The organism is Tenacibaculum piscium, assembly GCF_021390755.1.
Classification (GTDB): domain Bacteria; phylum Bacteroidota; class Bacteroidia; order Flavobacteriales; family Flavobacteriaceae; genus Polaribacter; species Polaribacter piscius.
In genome coordinates this window covers 207391-227556 of the sequence record NZ_JAJGWR010000003.1, presented here as the reverse complement: position 1 = coordinate 227556, position 20166 = coordinate 207391, and the positions used below count along the sequence as shown (strand labels likewise).

13 protein-coding genes are annotated in these 20166 nt (G+C 29.7%); 5 read left to right on the top strand and 8 right to left on the bottom strand.

The features are described 5' to 3' along the window. Positions 1-17 precede the first annotated feature (17 nt). From L0U72_RS07255 to L0U72_RS07240, 4 genes are all read right to left on the bottom strand, one after another. Positions 18-1325: a DUF819 family protein gene (locus L0U72_RS07255; protein WP_233898773.1), complete on the bottom strand. Its 1308-nt coding sequence runs from the start codon at positions 1323-1325 to the stop codon at positions 18-20. Positions 1326-1416: 91 nt separating this feature from the next. Then, the gene (locus tag L0U72_RS07250; RefSeq protein WP_233898772.1) at positions 1417-1896 is read right to left on the bottom strand and encodes a DUF2306 domain-containing protein; all 480 of its coding nucleotides are present in this window, start codon (positions 1894-1896) and stop codon (positions 1417-1419) included. Next, the gene (locus tag L0U72_RS07245; protein ID WP_101916686.1) at positions 1897-2184 is read right to left on the bottom strand and encodes a winged helix-turn-helix domain-containing protein; all 288 of its coding nucleotides are present in this window, start codon (positions 2182-2184) and stop codon (positions 1897-1899) included. Positions 2185-2205: 21 nt separating this feature from the next. Beyond that, positions 2206-2787, bottom strand: a complete 582-nt coding sequence (locus L0U72_RS07240) for a hypothetical protein (protein WP_233898771.1) — start codon at positions 2785-2787, stop codon at positions 2206-2208. 172 nt (positions 2788-2959) lie between these two features. Here L0U72_RS07240 and L0U72_RS07235 point away from each other — a divergent pair, with 172 nt between their 5' ends. The 4 genes from L0U72_RS07235 (at position 2960) to L0U72_RS07220 (ending at position 6916) form a co-directional block, all read left to right on the top strand. After that, positions 2960-3754, top strand: a complete 795-nt coding sequence (locus L0U72_RS07235; RefSeq protein ID WP_193706360.1) for a S1/P1 nuclease — start codon at positions 2960-2962, stop codon at positions 3752-3754. A 217-nt stretch (positions 3755-3971) separates the two neighbouring features. Further along, a complete protein-coding gene (locus L0U72_RS07230) occupies positions 3972-5012 on the top strand; it encodes a flavin-containing monooxygenase (protein WP_101916683.1) in 1041 nt (346 codons plus the stop codon). A gap of 41 nt (positions 5013-5053) precedes the next feature. Then, positions 5054-5983, top strand: coding sequence for a citrulline utilization hydrolase CtlX (gene ctlX / locus L0U72_RS07225; protein WP_233898770.1), 930 nt, complete (start codon positions 5054-5056; stop codon positions 5981-5983). A gap of 69 nt (positions 5984-6052) precedes the next feature. Then, positions 6053-6916 carry an OmpA/MotB family protein gene (locus L0U72_RS07220; RefSeq protein ID WP_233898769.1) on the top strand — a complete coding sequence of 288 codons (864 nt, stop codon included), beginning with the start codon at positions 6053-6055 and terminating at the stop codon, positions 6914-6916. Between the two features lie 104 nt (positions 6917-7020). Here the strand turns inward: L0U72_RS07220 and L0U72_RS07215 are convergent, their stop codons facing one another. Then, positions 7021-9939 (bottom strand): FAD-binding and (Fe-S)-binding domain-containing protein, encoded by a 2919-nt coding sequence (locus L0U72_RS07215; protein WP_233898768.1) that lies wholly within the window; start codon positions 9937-9939, stop codon positions 7021-7023. An 18-nt stretch (positions 9940-9957) separates the two neighbouring features. After that, entirely contained in the window at positions 9958-10416 is a 459-nt protein-coding gene (locus L0U72_RS07210) for an Lrp/AsnC family transcriptional regulator (protein ID WP_233883574.1), read from the bottom strand. A gap of 166 nt (positions 10417-10582) precedes the next feature. On the opposite strand from L0U72_RS07210, the gene L0U72_RS07205 reads away from it, so the two are divergent. Next, the gene (locus tag L0U72_RS07205; RefSeq protein ID WP_233898767.1) at positions 10583-11398 is read left to right on the top strand and encodes a DUF1338 domain-containing protein; all 816 of its coding nucleotides are present in this window, start codon (positions 10583-10585) and stop codon (positions 11396-11398) included. Between the two features lie 136 nt (positions 11399-11534). Here L0U72_RS07205 and L0U72_RS07200 read toward each other — a convergent pair whose 3' ends face one another. Further along, positions 11535-13472, bottom strand: a complete 1938-nt coding sequence (locus L0U72_RS07200; RefSeq protein WP_233898766.1) for a PLP-dependent aminotransferase family protein — start codon at positions 13470-13472, stop codon at positions 11535-11537. A gap of 84 nt (positions 13473-13556) precedes the next feature. Then, a complete protein-coding gene (locus L0U72_RS07195; protein WP_233898765.1) occupies positions 13557-20003 on the bottom strand; it encodes an alpha-2-macroglobulin family protein in 6447 nt (2148 codons plus the stop codon). Between the last annotated feature and the right edge of the window lie 163 nt (positions 20004-20166).

Here is a 20166-nt window from a genome sequence, read left to right as displayed (position 1 = left end):
AATATGCTGAAATTCTCTTATAAAGTAGCCGATAATTCCATTAAAATTGTACAGATGATCGCTCCGACTGTTCCGATGGCGTATCCGAAGACTGCCAATAAAACGCCCACAGACGCTAATGACGGGTGAAAAGCTTGTGCAATAATCGGGGCAGAGGCGGCACCACCAACATTTGCTTGGCTTCCAACGGCTAAAAAGAAATACGGTGCTTTTATTAATTTTGCTACAAATATTAACAATCCTGCGTGAATGCTCATCCAAACAATACCGATGGCAATTAAACCAACATTATCAAAAATCATGGTTAAATCCATTTTCATTCCGATAGTCGCCACTAAAATATAAATGAAAATACTTCCGAGTTTACTCGCACCCGCACCTTCATAATTCTTGGCTTTTGTAAACGATAATCCAATGGCGATAATTGTAGAAATACTAATCAACCAAAAGAAACTTGAGCCTAAAAATGAAAAAATATTACGCCAACTTTGTGATTCAATACTTGAAACTACATCGCTAAAAAAAGTACTTAAATATCCTGATGCAAAATGTCCAAAACCAACCGTACCAAATCCGATAGCCAACATCAACATAAAATCAGTTAAACTAGGATTTCTTTCTACGCCTTTTGCAAAACTCGACATCGTTTCTTTTAACTCTTCGATAGCAGTAGTATCGGCTTTTAACCACTTATTTATTTTATCTTTTTTACCAATTCCGATTAATAAAATAGCCATCCAAATATTGGCAACCACAATATCAACAAATACCATTCCGCCGTATTTTTGAGGATTATATTGATAAATCTCTAACATTGCTGTTTGATTTGCACCTCCGCCAATCCAACTTCCCGCAAGGGTTGAGAGTCCTCGCCAAACGGCATCAAAACCAGCACCGCCAACGGTGTCTGGTGAAAATATCGAAATTAATAAAATAGCAATTGGTCCTCCGATAATAATTCCGACAGTTCCTGTAAAAAACATAATTAAGGCTTTTGAGCCTAAGTTAAATATGGCTTTCAAATCGATACTTATGGTCATTAAAACCAATGCGGCGGGTAATAAAAATCGACTCGCTACATAATATAATTGCGATTTTCCTTTCACTAATTCTCCTACCGAATTTATTGTTTCCCATTCGGGAGAAATAACGCCAAAAGTGGTGAAAAGTGCAGGTATAAAATATGCCATGAATAATCCTGGAACTATTTTATAAAATTTATGCCAAAAACCCGTAGTTTTTGATTCCGTATAAAATACAAAGCCTAAAGAAATCATTAAAATTCCGAAAACAATGGCATCGTTTGTAATTGTTGGTGCTGTCATTAATATCTAATTTTCTGCTAAAGTATCAAAATTATAGCATAAAAAAACCGAAGTTTTATTACTAGCTTTTATTTTTGAGTCTTATTTCTATTTAATTTTCCTTGTATTTTCTCAAATAATAAATTAGTAAACCAATAAATACTAACTGTGCAATTATATGAGTAATTCTAACGATTGGGTCATTATTAATTATATGTGGTCTCAAACTTTCAATATGAAGAAAGGCTTCGTTTATTGCTCCTCCAATTAAAAGATAATAACTGATTACTAAACAAATTATATGAATTTTAAGCCAATGTTTAGTCCATTTTAGTTTTATAGCTAATATTCCAGGAATAATTACAATTAAACAAGCAACGGCGAGCCAATGAGGGAAAAACCATTTTCCGATAGCATTTAGAATAACTAGTGCTGTTAGATTATTTATTAGCATAGCATAGAAATAATAAAGTCCTATTTTTCTATGTTTTATATCTCCTTTTTTTCCAAATAATACAACTACACCAAAAATTAGGGATAGCGTTGCAGATATTATATGAGTCCAACTAATTATTTCTTTAAATATTTCCATTTAATTCAAGTTTAAATATTTTTTCATTTGCTTAACGTATTCTTCAAATGCTTTTTTTCCTTTTGAAGTTAAGCTACAATAAGTTTTAGGATAGTTTTTTTCAAAGGTTTTTGTGATATTTATATATTCAGCTTCTTTGAGTTTTTTCAATTGATGACTTAAATTTCCTTGTGTTGTTTGTGTTTGTTCTTTAAGATATTTGAAATCAGCTTTTTTAACTTTAATTAATATTGAAACAACGGCTAATCTTATTTGTTGATTTAATATTGAATCTAAATTATCATACATAATTTAAAAATGATTTAAAAATTAGTTAGAATTATTTAAATTTTTAAGCAAGTAAGCAGGAATTAAAAAGCCAATTATAATAGCAATTCCATTTACTAATAATGTTTCAGAATTATTAACATATAATGAAATTATTGAAAAAATAAAGAGTAAAACTCCACCAATAGCGAGTGGTTTAAATTTCATTGTTAATCCTGATATAAGTGTACCAATTCCTGTTAATAAAAGAAGAAAGGCTGTTGGATTTACTTTTAAAGAAAAGGAAATAAATTTTATAATAAAAAATGAGACTCCTATTACTATCCATAAATTTTTTAAAAATGTATCTAAATAGGTTTCATATTTTAATTTTTTCTCTTTTTTTATAGTATAAATTATGCTGAGAATCCAGCCTAAAGGTATTAGTATTGACCAAACTAAATGAGATTGTTTCAAATTAGTGAAAGCTAATAATAAATAGTGCGTAAAAGAAGCAATTGCAATAATCCAGCCCCACATTATGTAATAAAAACTTTGTTCTTTAATATTCTCCTTTGTTTGATGAATAGCTTCAGAAATTATTTGTAAACTTTCAGTTGGATTAAGTTGATTTTGATTTTTCATAATAAATTAATTAAAAAGTTATAAACTACTTCTCAAAAATAATATAGTTTGTAATACAAACCAAATGTTTTTTCATTAAAAAAGAAATAATAATAAAGTTTAAATAACAATAAGTTAAAATATCCGAAGAAATAAATGTATATTTTTGCGAAAATTTAAACGTAATTTATTTATGAAAATATTAGTATTGTTTTCTGCTTTTTTAATAAGTGTATCGGCAATTGCAAACAATGAACATTTTGGAGAAGATTTCTGGGGACCAACAGGACACAGAGCTACAGGAGAAATTGCTCAAAATAATTTAACCAAAAAAGCAAAACGACAAATTGATAAACTATTGCAAGGCGAAAGTCTAGCATTCGTAGCTACTTTTGGCGATGAAATAAAATCAGATAGAAAAAAATATGGGAAATTTTACGCATGGCATTACGTAAATATGCCCTTAGATGGAAACTATAATGAAGTGAAAAAAAATCCGAAAGGCGATTTAATTACTGGAATTAAAGAATGTATTGAAATCTTACAATCAAAAGAAAGTTCAATCGAAGATAAACGTTTTTATTTGAAAATGTTAGTCCATTTAGTTGGCGATTTACATCAACCAATGCACATTGGACAAAAAGAAGATAAAGGAGGAAATGCAATACAAGTACAATGGCATGGAAAAGGATCTAATTTACACCGAGTTTGGGATGAAGATTTAATCAATAAATGGGATATGAGCTACATGGAATTAGCCAATAACGCCAAAGATTTATCAAAAAATCAAATTAAAAATCTTCAAAAAGGAAATGTAATCGATTGGATGAAAGATACGCATACATTGACCAAAAAAATATATGCATCAGCAGAAAAAGGCGATAAATTAAGCTATCGTTATTCGTATGATTATTTTCCTGTCGTTAGAGAACAATTACAAAAAGGCGGATTGCGTTTAGCAAAATTATTAAACGAAATTTTTAGCTAAAATTAAACGTAAAAGCAAGGGATTAAAACCCCCTTGTTATTTTTCTTGTTTTTAGTTAAAATCACGCCTATATTTATGAGTTTACTTTAAAATATCAGTAAAAAATAATAATACTATAAAATAATAGCCGAAATACTGATAATCTGTTTTAAATGTCGGAAATTGATGCCTCTTATTTTTCCTATCTTTGAAAGATAAACTATAAATAAGAAAATCAATGTTGGATTATGTAATAATTGGAGGTGCTCAAGCTGGATTATCAATGGCGTATCATTTAAAAAAACTAGATAAAAAATTTATCGTTTTAGATGGAGAAAAAGAAATTGGCGCTTCTTGGTTAAACAGATGGGATTCCTTAAAATTATTTACACCAACAGAATATAATCATTTACCAGGTTTAAAATTTGACGCTCCAAAAGGACATTATCCAACGAAAATTGAGGTTAGTAATTATTTCAAAAAGTATGTTACTGAATTTAAAATCCCGATACAATTAGATACCTTAGTAACATCGGTGAAAAAAAATGAAACAGGTTTTTGCGTAATCTATAAAGATGGCGAAATTCAAACCGAAAATGTAATCGTTGCCACAGGACCTTTCCATATTCCATATACACCGCCTTGTCATACCAAAATTTCTGAAAGCGTTTTGCAAATGCATAGTAACTTTTATAAAAGTAAAAATCAGTTACAAAAAGGAGATGCGTTAGTTGTTGGAGCAGGAGATTCTGGCTATCAAATTTTAGATGAAATTTCTAAAGATGGAACAAGAACCGTTTATTTTTCAGGAAATACCAACGTAAAATCATTACCACAACAATTTCTAGGAAAAACACTTTGGTGGTGGTTTACACTTATCGGGTTTTTAAGTTACAGCAAATATAGCTGGATTGGTAAAAAAATAAATTCATCAATACAACCTGTTATCGGAACGAATGTGAAAGAAATACTTTCAAGAAAAAATGTAATTGCCGTAGGACGAACAAAAACAGCATCAAATACTGATATTACTTTTGAAAAAGAAACGATTTCTAGTATCAAAAATATTGTTTGGGCAACAGGATATCGCCCTAATTTTTCATGGATTGAAAGCCTAGAATTAGATAAAGATGGTTATCCTAAAAATTATAGAGGCGTAAGTACTATTGATGGCTTATATTTTATAGGATTACCGTGGATGTTTACGCGTGGTTCTGCAACTTTAGGAGGCGTATCAAAAGATGCTAATTATTTAGCCGATATCATCAGAAATAAATAAATTTTATACAAGTACATTTTAAATTTAATACTTTTAAGCGCATGCAACAAACGACCAATACTATTTTAATGATTCGCCCTGCGAGTTTCAGAATGAACGAGCAAACCGCTGTAAATAATTTTTATCAGCAAGAATTAAAAAATATGTTACCTGCCACAATTAACGCAAAAGCACAACAAGAATTTGATGCTTTTGTACTCAAATTAAAAGCTGTTGGTGTTGAGGTTATTGTTGTTGAAGATACCAAAACAACAGATACTCCTGACGCATTATTTCCTAATAATTGGATTTCTTTTCATGAAAATGGCGATGTCGCAATGTATCCGATGTTTGCCGAAAATAGACGTTTAGAAAAACGAGAAGATATATTGGATCTTTTAGAAGAAAAAGGGTTTAAAATAAATAGTATTGTTGATTATTCTGATGCCGAAAAAGAAGGAATTTTTTTAGAAGGTACGGGAAGTATGGTTTTAGATCGTGCTAATAGAAAAGCATATTGTGCTTTATCGCCAAGAGCTGACGAAGAATTATTTATTGAATTTTGTGAAGATTTTGAATATACGCCCGTAATTTTTACAGCAAATCAAACTGTAAACGGAGAAATTGCAGCGATTTATCATACCAACGTAATGATGTGCGTTGCTGAAACTTTTGCCATTCTTTGTTTAGCGTCTATTGATGATAAAAAAGAAAAAAAATCGGTTGTAAAACACTTAAAATCGAGCGGAAAACAGGTAATTGGAATAACGGAAGAACAAGTAGTGCAATTTGCAGGAAATATGCTACAAGTAAAAGGGAAAAATGAAGAACGCTTTTTAATTATGAGTTCATCTGCTTATAATTCTTTGACAAATAATCAATTACAAGAGATAAATAAACATACCAAAATTATTCATTCATCACTAGAAACTATTGAAACCTGTGGTGGTGGAAGTGCCCGCTGTATGATGGCTGAGGTGTTTTTAAAATAAAGTAATATTTGTTATACTAAACCATCAAAAGTTAAGTTTATTAGTATCTAACCAATAAATATAAAAGTAATGAAAAAAATTTTCATTTTAGTAGCAGTCGTTATAATGGGAACATCTTGTGTCTCTAAAAAAAAGTATGTTCAATTAGAAAAAAACTATAAAGCAACTCAGGGAGCACTCCAGAAAACAGCTTTTGAAAAACAACAGTTAGAAGTTAAATTTGCTAAAATTGAGCAAAGAGTAGATCGTTATAACACTAAAATCAATTCATTAAAAGGAATTAATTCTGATCTAAAACAAAAAAATGATGTAAAATTAGATATGGTGGAAGGAACTGTAATGTCTAATTCGATGAAAGTAAAAATGCGTAAAACTTTAGCGAATGTTGACGCAACCAAACTAGCAAATGCAAAAACATTAAAAGATTCGATGAATTTAGCAGTTGCGTATCAGTTAAATAAATCGATAAATGTTGCACAATTAGAAAATTCTGATGATGTTAATGTAAATATTGACAAAACAGTTGTGATGATTTCTATTTCAGATAAAATGTTGTTTAAAACAGCAAGTTATAATGTAAATAGTAAGGCTTATAGTACGCTTAAAAAATTAGCAGATATTATTAAATCGGAGCCAAGTATGGATGTTATGATTGAAGGACACACCGATTCAAGAGGAATCCATAACGAAGTAATTAAAGATAACTGGGATTTAAGTGTAAAAAGAGCTACTTCTATAGTACGTATTTTAGAAAATAAATATGGTATTAATCCAAGCAGATTAATAGCAGCAGGTAGAGGTTCATCTTTACCGCTAGTAGATAATAAAACAAGTGCAAACAGAGCTAGAAATAGAAGAACAAAAATTGTTATTTTACCTAACTTAGATAAGTTTTTTGGTTTATTAGCTGAAGAAGAAGTAATTCAGCCATAACACCTTAAAATACAGATAACGTATTCTAGACAAAAGCTTTCGATTATAAATCGAAAGCTTTTGTTATTTTTAGATTTTCCTATTTTGTTATTTTTGATTTAAAATTAAATCAAAGCTTCTCTTAAAATAGTAACAGGGTGTTTTGCTATTCGTTTTGTACCGTCAAAAATTTGATGACGACAACTTGTACCCGCAGCTACAATTTCGGTATCTTTTGAACAATTTCTAATCTTCGGAAATAACGTATCTTCCCCAACTTGCATACTTACTTTGTAATGTTCTTTTTCATACCCAAAAGAACCAGCCATTCCACAACAACCAGTGTTCATAATAGTAACTTTATAGTTTTCAGGAATATTTAAAATTGAAAAACTAGCATGAGTTGATGACAATGCTTTTTGATGACAATGTCCATGAATTTTTAGTGTTTTAGTATTTGTTGTAAATAATGCTGTATCTATATTTTCTTTTTGATGTTCAGATGCTAAAAATTCTTCAAAAGTAAACACATTTTTAGCTATTTTTTTAGCAGATATTTTATCATCAGCTAAACGGATATATTCATCTCTAAAAGTTAAAATTGCAGAAGGTTCTATTCCTATTAATGGCGTTTCTTCAGATATTAAATCTTTAAAAATAGCTATGTTTTTATTAGCCAGCATTTTTGCTTCGTTTAAAAAACCTTTAGAAATATGACTTCTTCCGCTTTCTTCGTGTAGAATATTTTTAACTTCGTAGCTTAATTTTTCTAATAAAATAACAGTGTCTTTACCAATTTCGGCATCGTAAAAATTGGTAAATTCATCGTTAAATAAATACACTGTTTTTTTAGCTGTTTTGTCATTTATATTTGAAGGTGTATTTTTAAGCCAAGCCGATAAAGGTTGTTTTGCTAACTTTGGAACAGTTCGTTCTACAGCAACACCCATTATTTTTTTAGCTAATAAAGTGTTGGTTAAAAAATTGGTTAGAGCAGGAATTTTACTTCCTAGTTTATTATATTTTGCATTATTCGCAAATAAAGTACTTCTAAAAGAATAACCGTTTGTTTCTTGATATTGATATAAAAATTCGGCTTTCATTGAAGCGATATCAACATTACTCGGACATTCCGTAGCACAAGCTTTACAACTTAAACATAAATCTAAAACTTGCTTCAATTCTTTGGAATCAAATTTATTTTTAGCGGTATTATTTGTTAAAACTTCTCGCAACATATTTGCTCTTGCACGCGTTGTTTCTTTTTCGTTTCTGGTGGCTCTATAACTTGGGCATAATGTTCCGCCTGCTTCTGGTGATTTTCTACAATCTCCCGAGCCATTACATTTTTCAGCTAATTTTAAAATTCCTTCGCTTTCAGAAAAATCTTGCAATGTTTTTATAACAGGTTCTTTTCTGTCAATTTCATATCGTAAATTTTTATCCATCGGAAAAGCGTCTGTAATTTTTCCTTGATTAAAAACATTATTTGGGTCAAACGCTTTTTTTATCCTTCTTAATAATTGATAATTTTTATCGCCAATCATTAAAGGAATAAATTCGGCACGAACAATTCCATCTCCATGTTCGCCACTAAACGAACCTTTATATTTTTTTACAAGTTCGGCAGTTTCTGTGGTTATTTTTCGGAATAAAACAACATCTTCTTTTTTCTTCAGATTTAAAATAGGGCGTAAATGTAATTCTCCAGCACCAGCATGCGCATAATAAACGGCATCTTGCTGATATTTATCCATAACTTGAGTAAACTCTTCAATATATTCTGGCAAATCCTCTAAAGCAACGGCGGTATCTTCAATACACGCAACGGCTTTCATATCGCCAACAATATTTCCTAATAAACCTAAACCTGCTTTTCGTAAGTGATGTACTTTTGCTATATCATCGCCATAAACTTTCGGATAATGATGTCCAAAATTATTCGCTTTTAAATCTTCAATTAATTTATTAGCTTGAATTTCTGCATCTTCTAAAGTATCCGAAGAAACTTCTAACATTAAAACTGCTTCAGGATCTCCTTGTAAAAAGAATCGATTTTTAGCTTGTTCTCGGTTGTTTTTAGTACAATCTAAAATAACTTTGTCCATTAATTCACAGGCATACAATTTGTGTTTCATGGCGGTAACCGTAGCTTTTAAACTTTGGTTGATACTTGTAAAATGCGGACAAACCATAATACTAAAAGTAGGAGGTAAGTCGTTTAATTGTATGGTGATTTCTGTGGAAAAAACCAATGTACCTTCACTTCCTGATAAAAATTTTGCAGGATTTATAGTGGTTTCATTTCCTCCGAATAAATCAGATTTTAAAAATTCATCAACAGCATATCCTGTATTTCTTCTGTGGATTTCTGGCTTTGGAAATTCATTTATAATTTCTTTTTGAATTGCTTCTTGAGAAAGTTCATTGTAAATAGTTTTATAAATAGCTCCTTCTAAAGTATTCGCTATTTTTTTCTGATGAAACTCTTTCGAAGTAATTTCTGAAAAAAGAACATCGCTTCCATCAGATAAAATCCCTTGGATAGCAATTACTTTATCACGAGTAACTCCGTAGCGAATTGAAGTACTTCCTGATGAATTATTTCCAACCATTCCACCAATCATACAGCGATTAGAAGTGGAAGTATTCGGGCCAAAAAATAATCCGTAGGGTTTTAAAAACCGATTTAAATCATCACGAATAATTCCAGGTTGTACGGTAATTGTTTTATTTTTTTCATCAAAAGCTAAAATATTGGTAAAATGTTTCGAAACATCGACCACAATTCCATCGCCAACACATTGCCCTGCTAACGAAGTTCCCGCAGTTCTAGGAATTAAAGTAATTTTATGTTCCGTAGCAAAAGAAATCAATAATTTTATATCTTCTGCATCTTTCGGATAGGCAACTGCCAACGGAATTTTTCGATATACAGAAGCATCCGTAGCGTATAAGGTTTTGTGTAAATCATCAAAAAATAATTGACCTTGTAAGCTTTTATCTAAATTTAATAATAGTGTTTTTTTTATTGTCGCTGTCATCTTTTCAAGTATTCAATTTTATTCAATTGGAATATTTCTTTTAAAACAAGTATCAAAACAAATAAAAGTATCAGTACCTGCTACACCATTTATTAAATGTACATTATCGTATAAAACCTTTTGTAAATGTTCATTATCTCTAGCGTAAATTAAAATAAAAATGGCGTAATTACCCGATACAAAGTTACATTCGGTAATTTCGGGAATTTTTTCTAATTCTTTCATAACGTCTTTTGCAAAACGTGCTTCTCGTAAACGGATACCTGTGTATGATTTTGTTTTGTAACCTAACATTTTTTCATCTAAAACAAATTCGGCATTTTTTATAACGCCTTCCGAAGTTAGTTTTTTTATCCGTTGATGAATTAATGAATTAGAAACTTTTAATTCTTCGGCTATTTGCGAATATGCTTTTCGAGCATCGGAACGTAGTTTTAAAAGTATTTGTGTATCAATATAATCAAATTGATTATTCATTTTCTATTTTTTAGATGATTTTAGTTAAGGTAATGTTATTTTGATTATTTTTATTTTGATAATCGTGTAATTCAATATAAAAGTATATAATAAGTGGTAAAATTAACTATTTTAATTCTTCTTTTTAAGTAATATGATTTATTTTTGAAGTAAAAATTACATAATTATGACAGCAGTACAAATATTCGACAAATTATGGAAAGAGTATACAGAACGTACTCCTTCTGCACAAAAAATTAAAAATTTATTAACAGAAAAAGGAAATACGGTATATAATGATCATATCGCTATTCGAACTTTTGATGATGAACGTGTTAATATTGAAGTATTAGCAACGCCATTTTTAGAAGCTGGTTACCAAGAATGTGGTGATTATATTTTTGAAGCTAAAAAATTATACGCAAAACATTACGAGCATACAACGGATAAAAACGCGCCACGTGTATTTATTAGTCAATTAAAAACAAAAGAGTTTTCTTCGGAATTACAAGCAACGGTTAAACGTTTAATCGATGGATTATCTGAAGAAGATTTAAACCCTGCCGAATTAGTTTTTAAAGGTCGTTTATGGGAACAACCTTCTTTTGAAGTTTATGAAAAATTACAAGCAGAAACGGAATACGCAGCTTGGTTATATGTAAACGGATTTTGCTCAAATCATTTTACGGTAGATGTAAATAAATTAGCTACTTTTAAATCGTTACAAGAAGTGAACGAGTTTTTAAAAGATAATGGCTTTAAAATGAACACTTCTGGTGGCGAAATTAAAGGAACTCCAGCGGTATTTTTAGAGCAATCAAGTATTTTAGCGGATAGAATTCCTGTAGTTTTTAAACAAAATGAAACCGAAGTTACTAAAGAAATCACGTCTTGTTATTATGAATTTGCGTTCCGTCATGCGATGGAAAATGGTGAATTATATTCTGGTTTTATTGCAGGTTCAGCTGATAAAATTTTCGAAAGTACCGATATGAAATTGTAATATTTATTTACAAATAACAATTTTTTAAGAGCATAAAAAAACCTTGCATCATTATTTTATATTTTTCAACTTATTTTTGATATAAAATTTGATGCAAGGTTTTCTATTTAATAATCAAAAAATAGAGAATTAATTTTTATAGCATTTCAACAAATTCTGAAAACACTTTTTTGTGCAATTCTACATCCATAGTAGGAGAAATTGAAACTCGTACAATATAATCCTTGTCGCCTTCTTTGGTTGTTCCTTGGGTTGATGTTGCGGGAATTGTCCAATAACAGCCATTTAATTGCCCATAACTTACGCAAAATTTACTTTCTTGCGGAATTTTAGTAATCATTAAATTGATTAATTTTAAATTTAAGGCTCTTTTATAGCTTTCTTTTTCTTGATGCGTATTTCCTTTTGTTGGTAAATCTAAAGAAAAAACAGAGGGCATAAAACTTTGAGAAGCTAATTCTTCGGATACAAAATTTATGTTAGCTGTTGGTAATTTTTCACTGATAAAGGTAACAAATTCACGGGTATTTTTATAAGCATCTTCGATTCGTTGATTCATCGAAGGCAATTGTTTTGCTAATATTTCATATTGATAATCCGTTGCTTGGTTATCAGAAATGGTTAAATGTGTGTCAATTTTTTCGATTAACGCGTGCGTTTTTGCATTTCCGACACAATATCCAGCGGTACATTTTCCTCCACTAGGAAATTTAGAACCACTTACATACGAAATTACGTTAACGTTTGAAAGAATATCATTTTCGCCTAAAAAGTGTACGTTTGGGCAAAAAGTTTGATCTAAAATAAAAACAGGAGCAATTGCCATTTCGCCTGTTTTTGTGCTACGTTTTGTACTTAAAACCTTGTTTAAATCTTGAAGATTTGGTACTTCAACTCTTGGGTTTGTAGGAATTTCGGCAATGATATACGGAATTGCATCTTGTTCAGCGATTTCGGCTAAAATACGGTCTAAACTTTGTACCATTTCATTATCACCATCGACTAATAAATCGACAACAGCGACATTTTCAATAGAATCTGCGACACGTCTGGCTTGGTCGTTGGTACCGCCATAACAATTTGGAGGCACAATAAATTTAATCTTTTTTGATGGATGATTTTGTTGTGCATCATCAATAAGTCCCATCATAATGGCGTATTGCATTGATAATCCGCTAGAGGCAACTAAGGGTTTTGTGCTTGATGTTGTAATTTTTGAAATGGTTTCTAAAACTATTTTTTTTGCTTCTTTTATGTCTTTTTTTACGTCTTTTTTTATTTCTTGATTATTTTCTTTTGCTGTAAATTTTTGCAATGCGATAAGCGAGTTTTCAGGAGTCATTGCAATTGACTCTCTTCGTCTTACGTGTTGAATAGCAGCAATATAATTGTTGATTTCTGCTTGATTATTTTCTTTTATTTTGGTATCAATTTTATCATTTTCAATTTTATTATTTATAATGATAATACTTCCTAATTTGTTGTTTGTATTGACACAAAAATCAATAGTTGGCAGTAGTTGAAAATCACAAATATTTTCTTTTTCAGCGATTAAAATAGTGCTACCTTCAAAGGTTTCAGATTTATAAATATTAGAGAAATCAGCAAGTTCTTTTTGACTTATTTTTTGTAATTCAAATTGATATCCGTAGGTATTTTTTAATATTTCAGCATCAAAATTACTTGGTAATTTTTCGATATAAAAAATTTTGGTATTTTTATTTTCGAGTAAATTTTTTCTTAGGATAGCTAAAACAGGCATTGTTTTAGACGAAAAACTAATTATGTTTTCTGATTTTAATTGTTTTTCTGTAGCGATACTCCATTCTAAAATACAAGAAAGCGGATGTCCTAAACGAATATAATCGTAAGCTGTCGGCAGTTGATATAGTGCTTTATTGTCTGAATTATTATTGATGTATAAGTTTTGAAACTGTTCTAAAAATTGTGTTTTCGCTAATTTTTCATTATAAATATCTAATCGATGTGTTGTTAATTTCAGCCAATCTTCGGGCATGTTTTTTAAAACTTCGTTGATATAGTTTGCTATGTTTGTGTGTTGATTCTGTTGCATAATTATTGCCTTTTATAAGGGTACAAGATACGTTAATATAGGATGTTTTAAAAGCGAATTTAAGCGCTTATTTTGTTTGAAAAACTATTTTATAACTAATCTTTCTCCTTTTGAATGACTACTAAATTCTGGTGCATACATATTTTGTATAGTTGTAATTCCGTTGCTAAAATTACCAGCATTATTTACACGAACATCATATTCGAATACAAAAACACCTTTTGGTAAACGGTCGAAAAAGAAATTTGTTGAAGCGTCTTTTGTAGCTTCGTAATAATATAAATTGTCTTGTGATTTATATTGCGAAAGTACATTTATTGGTTCAACTCCTGAAGCTCTCATATCTTTCATGTGTACAAATTCCATGTTTCTATCGCATCGTAATTCGATTCTTACAGTAATTAAATCGCCAACTTTTAAGGTTGTTTTATCGGTTATTTTGATAAGTTCTTTACCAGTATCCGAAGTTATTTTTTTAAATAGGTTTTTACGTAATTTCAACGGAGTTTCTGCCGATGTAATTTTATCTAAATCTTCAAAATACTGCCAATATACACCTCCCCAAGCAATACCTGTTCCTTTTTTAGAAATAGTAACTTCGCTCATATTTGGTGTAATTTCGTTACCATTCCACGATGTTTTAAAATATCCTGTACCAGCTTCTACTTTTACATTTTCTAGTTTTGATGCTTCAATTTTATTATTTCCAATTTTCACATCCACCATATCGGTAATTGAAAGCCAGTCGCTTCCTTGTAAAAGTAAGGCGTAAACGGCTTCGGTAGTTGCTTTTGTTGTTTTCCAACGATTTGTTTGCTTATTTTTAAGCAACCAGATTTTTAAGTTATCAACAGTTTTTGTGTCATTTTCAATTTCAGAAAAAGCTTCAATTAACAAAGATTGCGTTTCAATTGGTGCTTGATAACTGTAATATCCTGCAACATTACTTTTCCAATACATTCCTAATTCATCCGAAGTAATACTATTTTCTTTTAATGATTTTAAAATTTTAGAGGCAAGAGTTTTACTATTATCTCTAAATTGAATTAAAGATATTTGCCCTTGTGCATATAAATTGTAATCTTTCCAAAAAGTAGCAGATTGCTTTTTATAATATGAAATTGCTGTTTTGGTTTTAGAAGCAACATTTATTTCAGGATAAAAACTACGCATATATAAATATTGAATAGTTGCATAACTCAAATGATTTTTCTTTAGATATTCTTCTGATGCAGTTTGTCCTTTTTTGGCTTTTATTCTTGCCGCTTCTTTTAGTAAATTATCGTATTGAATTGCTATTTCAGCATCTAAAAAACGAACTGCTTTTTCTAAAACTTGTGTTGTTTTAGTATCAAAATTAGATACGCCTAATTTTTTTAAGTGTCCAAACCCGCTAGCAATATGCTGCGTAATATAAGTATTTGGATAAATCCCTCCTTTAAACCAAGGAAAACCTCCGTTACTCATTTGCATATTTTGAAGTTTATTGATTGCATTTTCTTGCTCGTTTTTCATTTTATTCAAATCGAATAATAACCCAATACGTTTCTTTTGTTCGTTTTCCGATTGTGCATCACGAAGCCAAGGCGTTTCTTGAATTATCAATGATTTTAACTCTTGATTTTTTTCAAGATTTGATAATAATGCATCGCTCGATTTCCATTGCTTAAAAACTTCTTGAATCTTCAGATTTGAATTTGCTATAAAACTTGCCAAGGTATTTGCATAATAACGTGCAAAAGTTTGTTCGCTACATTCATACGGATATTCCATTAAATACGGCAAAGCTTGCACTGCATACCACACAGGATTTGAAGTTATTTCTAACGTTAATTTATGATGTTTTAAACTTGTAGAAGTATTGTTTTTCAATTTATCTAAGGTAAAAGTTTTTGTTTGATTCGAACGCACCCACATCGGCAAGGTTTCGGTAACTAACATTCTATTTGATAAAACAGGTAACATATTTTGTTCTCCATCAGAAAAATTGCCAGCTTTTGCTACAATTTTATATTGAACAGCTTGAATATTATCAAGAATAGCCAAGTTCCAAGAAACACTGGTATTTCCTTTTGAATTTACACTAAAACTTTGATTTTTAGTTGAGTTATCTAATAATTGAATTTCTTTTCCTGTAATGGCATCAGTTAAAATTAATTGAGAAATTCCTTGTAAATTTTCTTCGGATAAATTCGAAATTTTAGCACTCAATGTTATGTTGTCACCTTCTCTTAAAAATCGTGGTGCATTTGGTGTAATCATTAACTCTTTTTGAGTTATGGTTGTAAGTGTTTTAGTTGCTGATAAAGCTTCTTTTGTGTGTGCTAATAATTGTAATTTCCATTTGGTTAATGCCTCAGGAGTTGTAAAACTAAAAGAGATGTTCCCTTTTTTATCCGTAGTTAAATGCGGATAAAAGAAAGCAGTTTCTTGTAAGTTTTTACGAATTTTAATGCCTTTTAAATCTATTTTTTCAGAATTAGAAGACTCTTTTTTTACAGAACCTTGAGGAGCTCCTTCTTCACCTTCAATGCTGTTTATAGCTATTCCATCGGCTCTATCAGAAAGCGAAGCACTAATACTTTTGCTAACTCTTTTAATACCTAAAGCTGTAACAATAACTTCATCTAAAGAATTATTATCACTAACCATAGTGATATTAATTTTTGAAAAATCACCAATAGTTTTTTTAACAGTTTTCATGCCAACAAAACTAATAATTAGAACACTTCCTTTTTTAGCTTTGATAGTAAAATTCCCATCAAAATCAGTTTCTGTACCTTCTGTACTTCCTTTTACTATAATACTAGCTCCTGGTAATGGTCCAGATTCATCAGAAATAGTACCCGATATAACACCAGAGTATTTTCCAGAAGTTTCAATTTTTTCTTTTTCTTGTATTCTTTGCTGCGCTATTTTTCTTCTATAGTTTTTATTTGCCCAATTATTATTATTAAAACTAAATCCAAACAATTTTAGTTTATCATATTGTTGATTCGGATAACTATTATTCGAATAATATCTATTAAAAACTCGAAAATGTTCGTTTCCAAAACTATGATGTGCACTTGCCGAATTTCCACGAGAATAATAAGTCGCTGTTCTTATTGGGTTAAATGACCAATTATGAGATTTAAATTCATCTAAAGAAGCATCGTACATACTTGCTAAAACTTCGGCAGTTACTTTGTTTTTCTTATCGTTTTTAATAGTGAAACTCCATTTTTCGGTAGTTCCAGGTTGTAATTTATCTCTAAAAGTATTGGTTTCAATACTGATATTTTCTTGTTCATTTTCTACTGAAATATTTAACAATCCAGTATCAAAAGAATTATAATTCACAAAATAATATTTGATAGCAAAACCTTTAACATCATCTTTATGAACAGGGATTTCAATATTTTTTATCTCATTATTTAGATGAATAAATTTAGTGTCAATCGTTTTATAATCTTTTTCAATTTCAACAATTACGGTCATATCTTTTGATGCCGAGCCAATTTGTACACAAACAGTTTCATCAATATTATAAGACTTTTTATCTGTTTTGATAAAAAATAATTGATTATCAGCTACTTTTTCTTCGGATGTACTCGTAATATTAAAATGTGCTTTGTCTGTTACTTTTTGATTAAATTTATCTGTAGTATTTAAAATAGCAATATATGCTCCTGAAGTCCAATTTTTAAGATGATTTAAAATAAGTGCTGTTGATTTTTGTGTATCGAAAGATTCTTCAAAAACAAGCGCACCTTTTTTCCAAGTAGTTTGATTTACTTCTTCTTTAGAATAGGCATCATGCGGAAATAATTTATTGAATTCATTTTCAGAAATATCTTGATAATCAGGCGTATTCCAAGGTCTTTTACGCAACGGGTTTTTAGGAGCTTGAAGCTTGTAAATTTTTACAGTTCCTCTGCTAGGTGCAAACTGCCCGTTTAAATTATTGGTTGTAATAGTTATTTCGTGCTGTTTTTCGTGCTTTTTATCGTCCTTATTTATGGTCGAATTAATTTGTAACGAAGCCAATAAAGCATGATATCCAACATTTACAATAGTTGTTGTACTTCGTGTTTCGCCATTTACATCGGTAATATCTGCGGTAATTTCGTAGTTAAAAACAGGCAAACTTTCTTTGTTTACACTTTCATCAGGAATTGCTTTAAATTGAATTGAAAAATTACCTGATGCATCTGTAATGCTTTCTCCGTGTGTAATTTCTTGAGCTTCTACCGATGAATTAGCACCACGCCAATACCACCAACTCGGATACTGTACTTTTCTATGTACACGATATACCACTTTAGCATCGGTAACATTTGCACCAGAAAAAGCTTTTGCAAATCCGTTTACGGTAATAATATCATTTACTTTAAAAGTTTGAGTAACGGGTTTAAAATCGGTTTCAAATTTTGGACGTTTATATTCTTCAACTAAAATATTGTTGATATTATTTTCTCGTTCAAAGTAAAAAGGAATACCGTTTATAAGACTGTTTTTTTCTTTTGAACTTTTACGAATAGAAAAATTATATTCACCTGTTAAACCTGTATTTGGCAATATAATTTCACCAGATGCCGAACCAAATTCATTAAGTTTTAAATCTAAGGTTTTTACTTTTTGTCCGTTTACATCATTTAAGGTTACTTCAATATATGAATCTGAAAAAGAGGTGTTTTTTTCTCCTTTCTTTTGAATTAAAATCGTTTTAAAATAAACCGTTTGCCCAGGTCGATAAATACTTCTATCAGTAAAAATAAATGGTTTTATTGTAATACTTTCTTTGTTCTTTTTTACCGTATTTTTTTCATGTTTATATAAATAATAATCGCCAAAAATAGCGCTGTCATTTTTCGATGTAACTGTTATTGATACATTATAATATCTATCATTACTTATATAAGTTGCAAAACCATTTTTATCTGTAATTAATTTTTGATGTAGTTTTTTTTCGCCTCTACGTTCATTATTTTGTAATAATAATTGGGCATTTTCAATTGGTTTTCCAGTGTTTCTGTTTACAATCTGATACTTTGTTATATTGTTATCAGTATTTTCAATTAACACTAAATTACTTACTTGAATATTTGCGGTAGCGTATAAAGTATCGGTATTTAAAACGCTATTTTCATGAGCTACAATTAAATAATTATCTTGCGTAAGTTTCGGAATAATTACTTCTGTGGTGTGCTGTTTGTAATCAAATTCATTTCTTAATTTATCATTCCAAGAAGTTACTTTGGTTAGTTTTTTAATAAAATTGATTCGCTCTTCTTCCTTGTAAAGATTGTTTAATTCCGTTATTTTATTTTTGTCAATTTTATAAGCTGTAAAATAAAGTTTATCAATATTATTGTAGGTAATTAATAATCGAGAAGCTGTATTTATAGGACTAAATTTTTCTGATAAAAGTGACAGTGATTTGTTTGTTATTTGTCCTTTTAAAGCCTTACATTTTTCTGATGCAACACTCTTCGGAAATTTAGAAATTACAGCATCACAAATAGTTAAAGCTTCTTTATTTTTAAAACGGAAATCTTCATTTTTATTAGGACGATAACTGTTTGCTTGTTGTCTGTAAACTTCTGCAATTTGATGACTATACAATCCTGAAGTAGCATTTTTTTGCTGTTTTTCTTCGGATGATTTTAATGTTTGTAAAAATAAATCTTGTTTATCATTAAAAATAGCATGACTATTTACAAAATTTAAACGCTCTAAATCTACGGTAGCTAAGGCTTTTAAATTTTTGTTTTTTAGATGGAAATTAATTAATTCTTGATAAATTTTTAAGGCATTAAATTGAAGCGATGTTGCATCTTTTGTAACCAAGTTTAGTTGCGTAAATTTTTTTGCAGTTCCTATTAATTCCGAATTATCAATTTTAAATTGATAGCTAGGTTTTGTAATATTTGTTTCTGATGTTTTATAAAAATCAAGTGCGTTATGTGCTAAAAAATCAAATAAGCTAGGACGGTATTCTTTTGAACCTTGTACGATATATAAAATATCAGAAAATTCACGAATATCGGTTTGTTGTAATAATAATCCGTTTTCTAATGATTTTTGATAATGTGTATGAATTTCGGCAAAAAGTGTATCTAAATCCCAAGTTCTAAAATCGATAGTATCAACTTTTTCACTTGTTTTTGTTCTGTTATAAAACTTCCATTTATTTTGATTGAAATATTGCCAATATAAATTTGCCAATATATTTTCCAATACATTTTTTGTAGGAAAAGCGCTTTTATCAATATGTATTTTAAATTGATTGATAATTTTTAATTGCGCATCCTCTTCTAAAGTCAACGAAAATTTACTTTTATAAAAAAGTGCTTTAATAATTTGTGGCGAATTTTTAGCAACATCCGCTTTAGCGTAAATAGTTTCTACGACTTTTAAAGCTGATTTTGGTAAATTTTCTTTTTCAAATTTCTGTACCTGTTCCCAAAGATTTTCGTAATTTTCTTGAGCGTTTAGTGTAGTAGCGAAAAATGTAATCATAAATAACAGTGTTGTGACTTTTTTCATAACGGATGTTTTTTTGGTCGGTCAGGCGTTAGTAAGCATGTAAATTAAAATTCTGATTTTTAAAGGGAGTTGTAGGTCAAAAAGCGGGCCAATTATTGTTTTTTTTGATGTTAAATGCTAACATCTTATTGTTTAAAATACTACATAATTTATTAATGATATT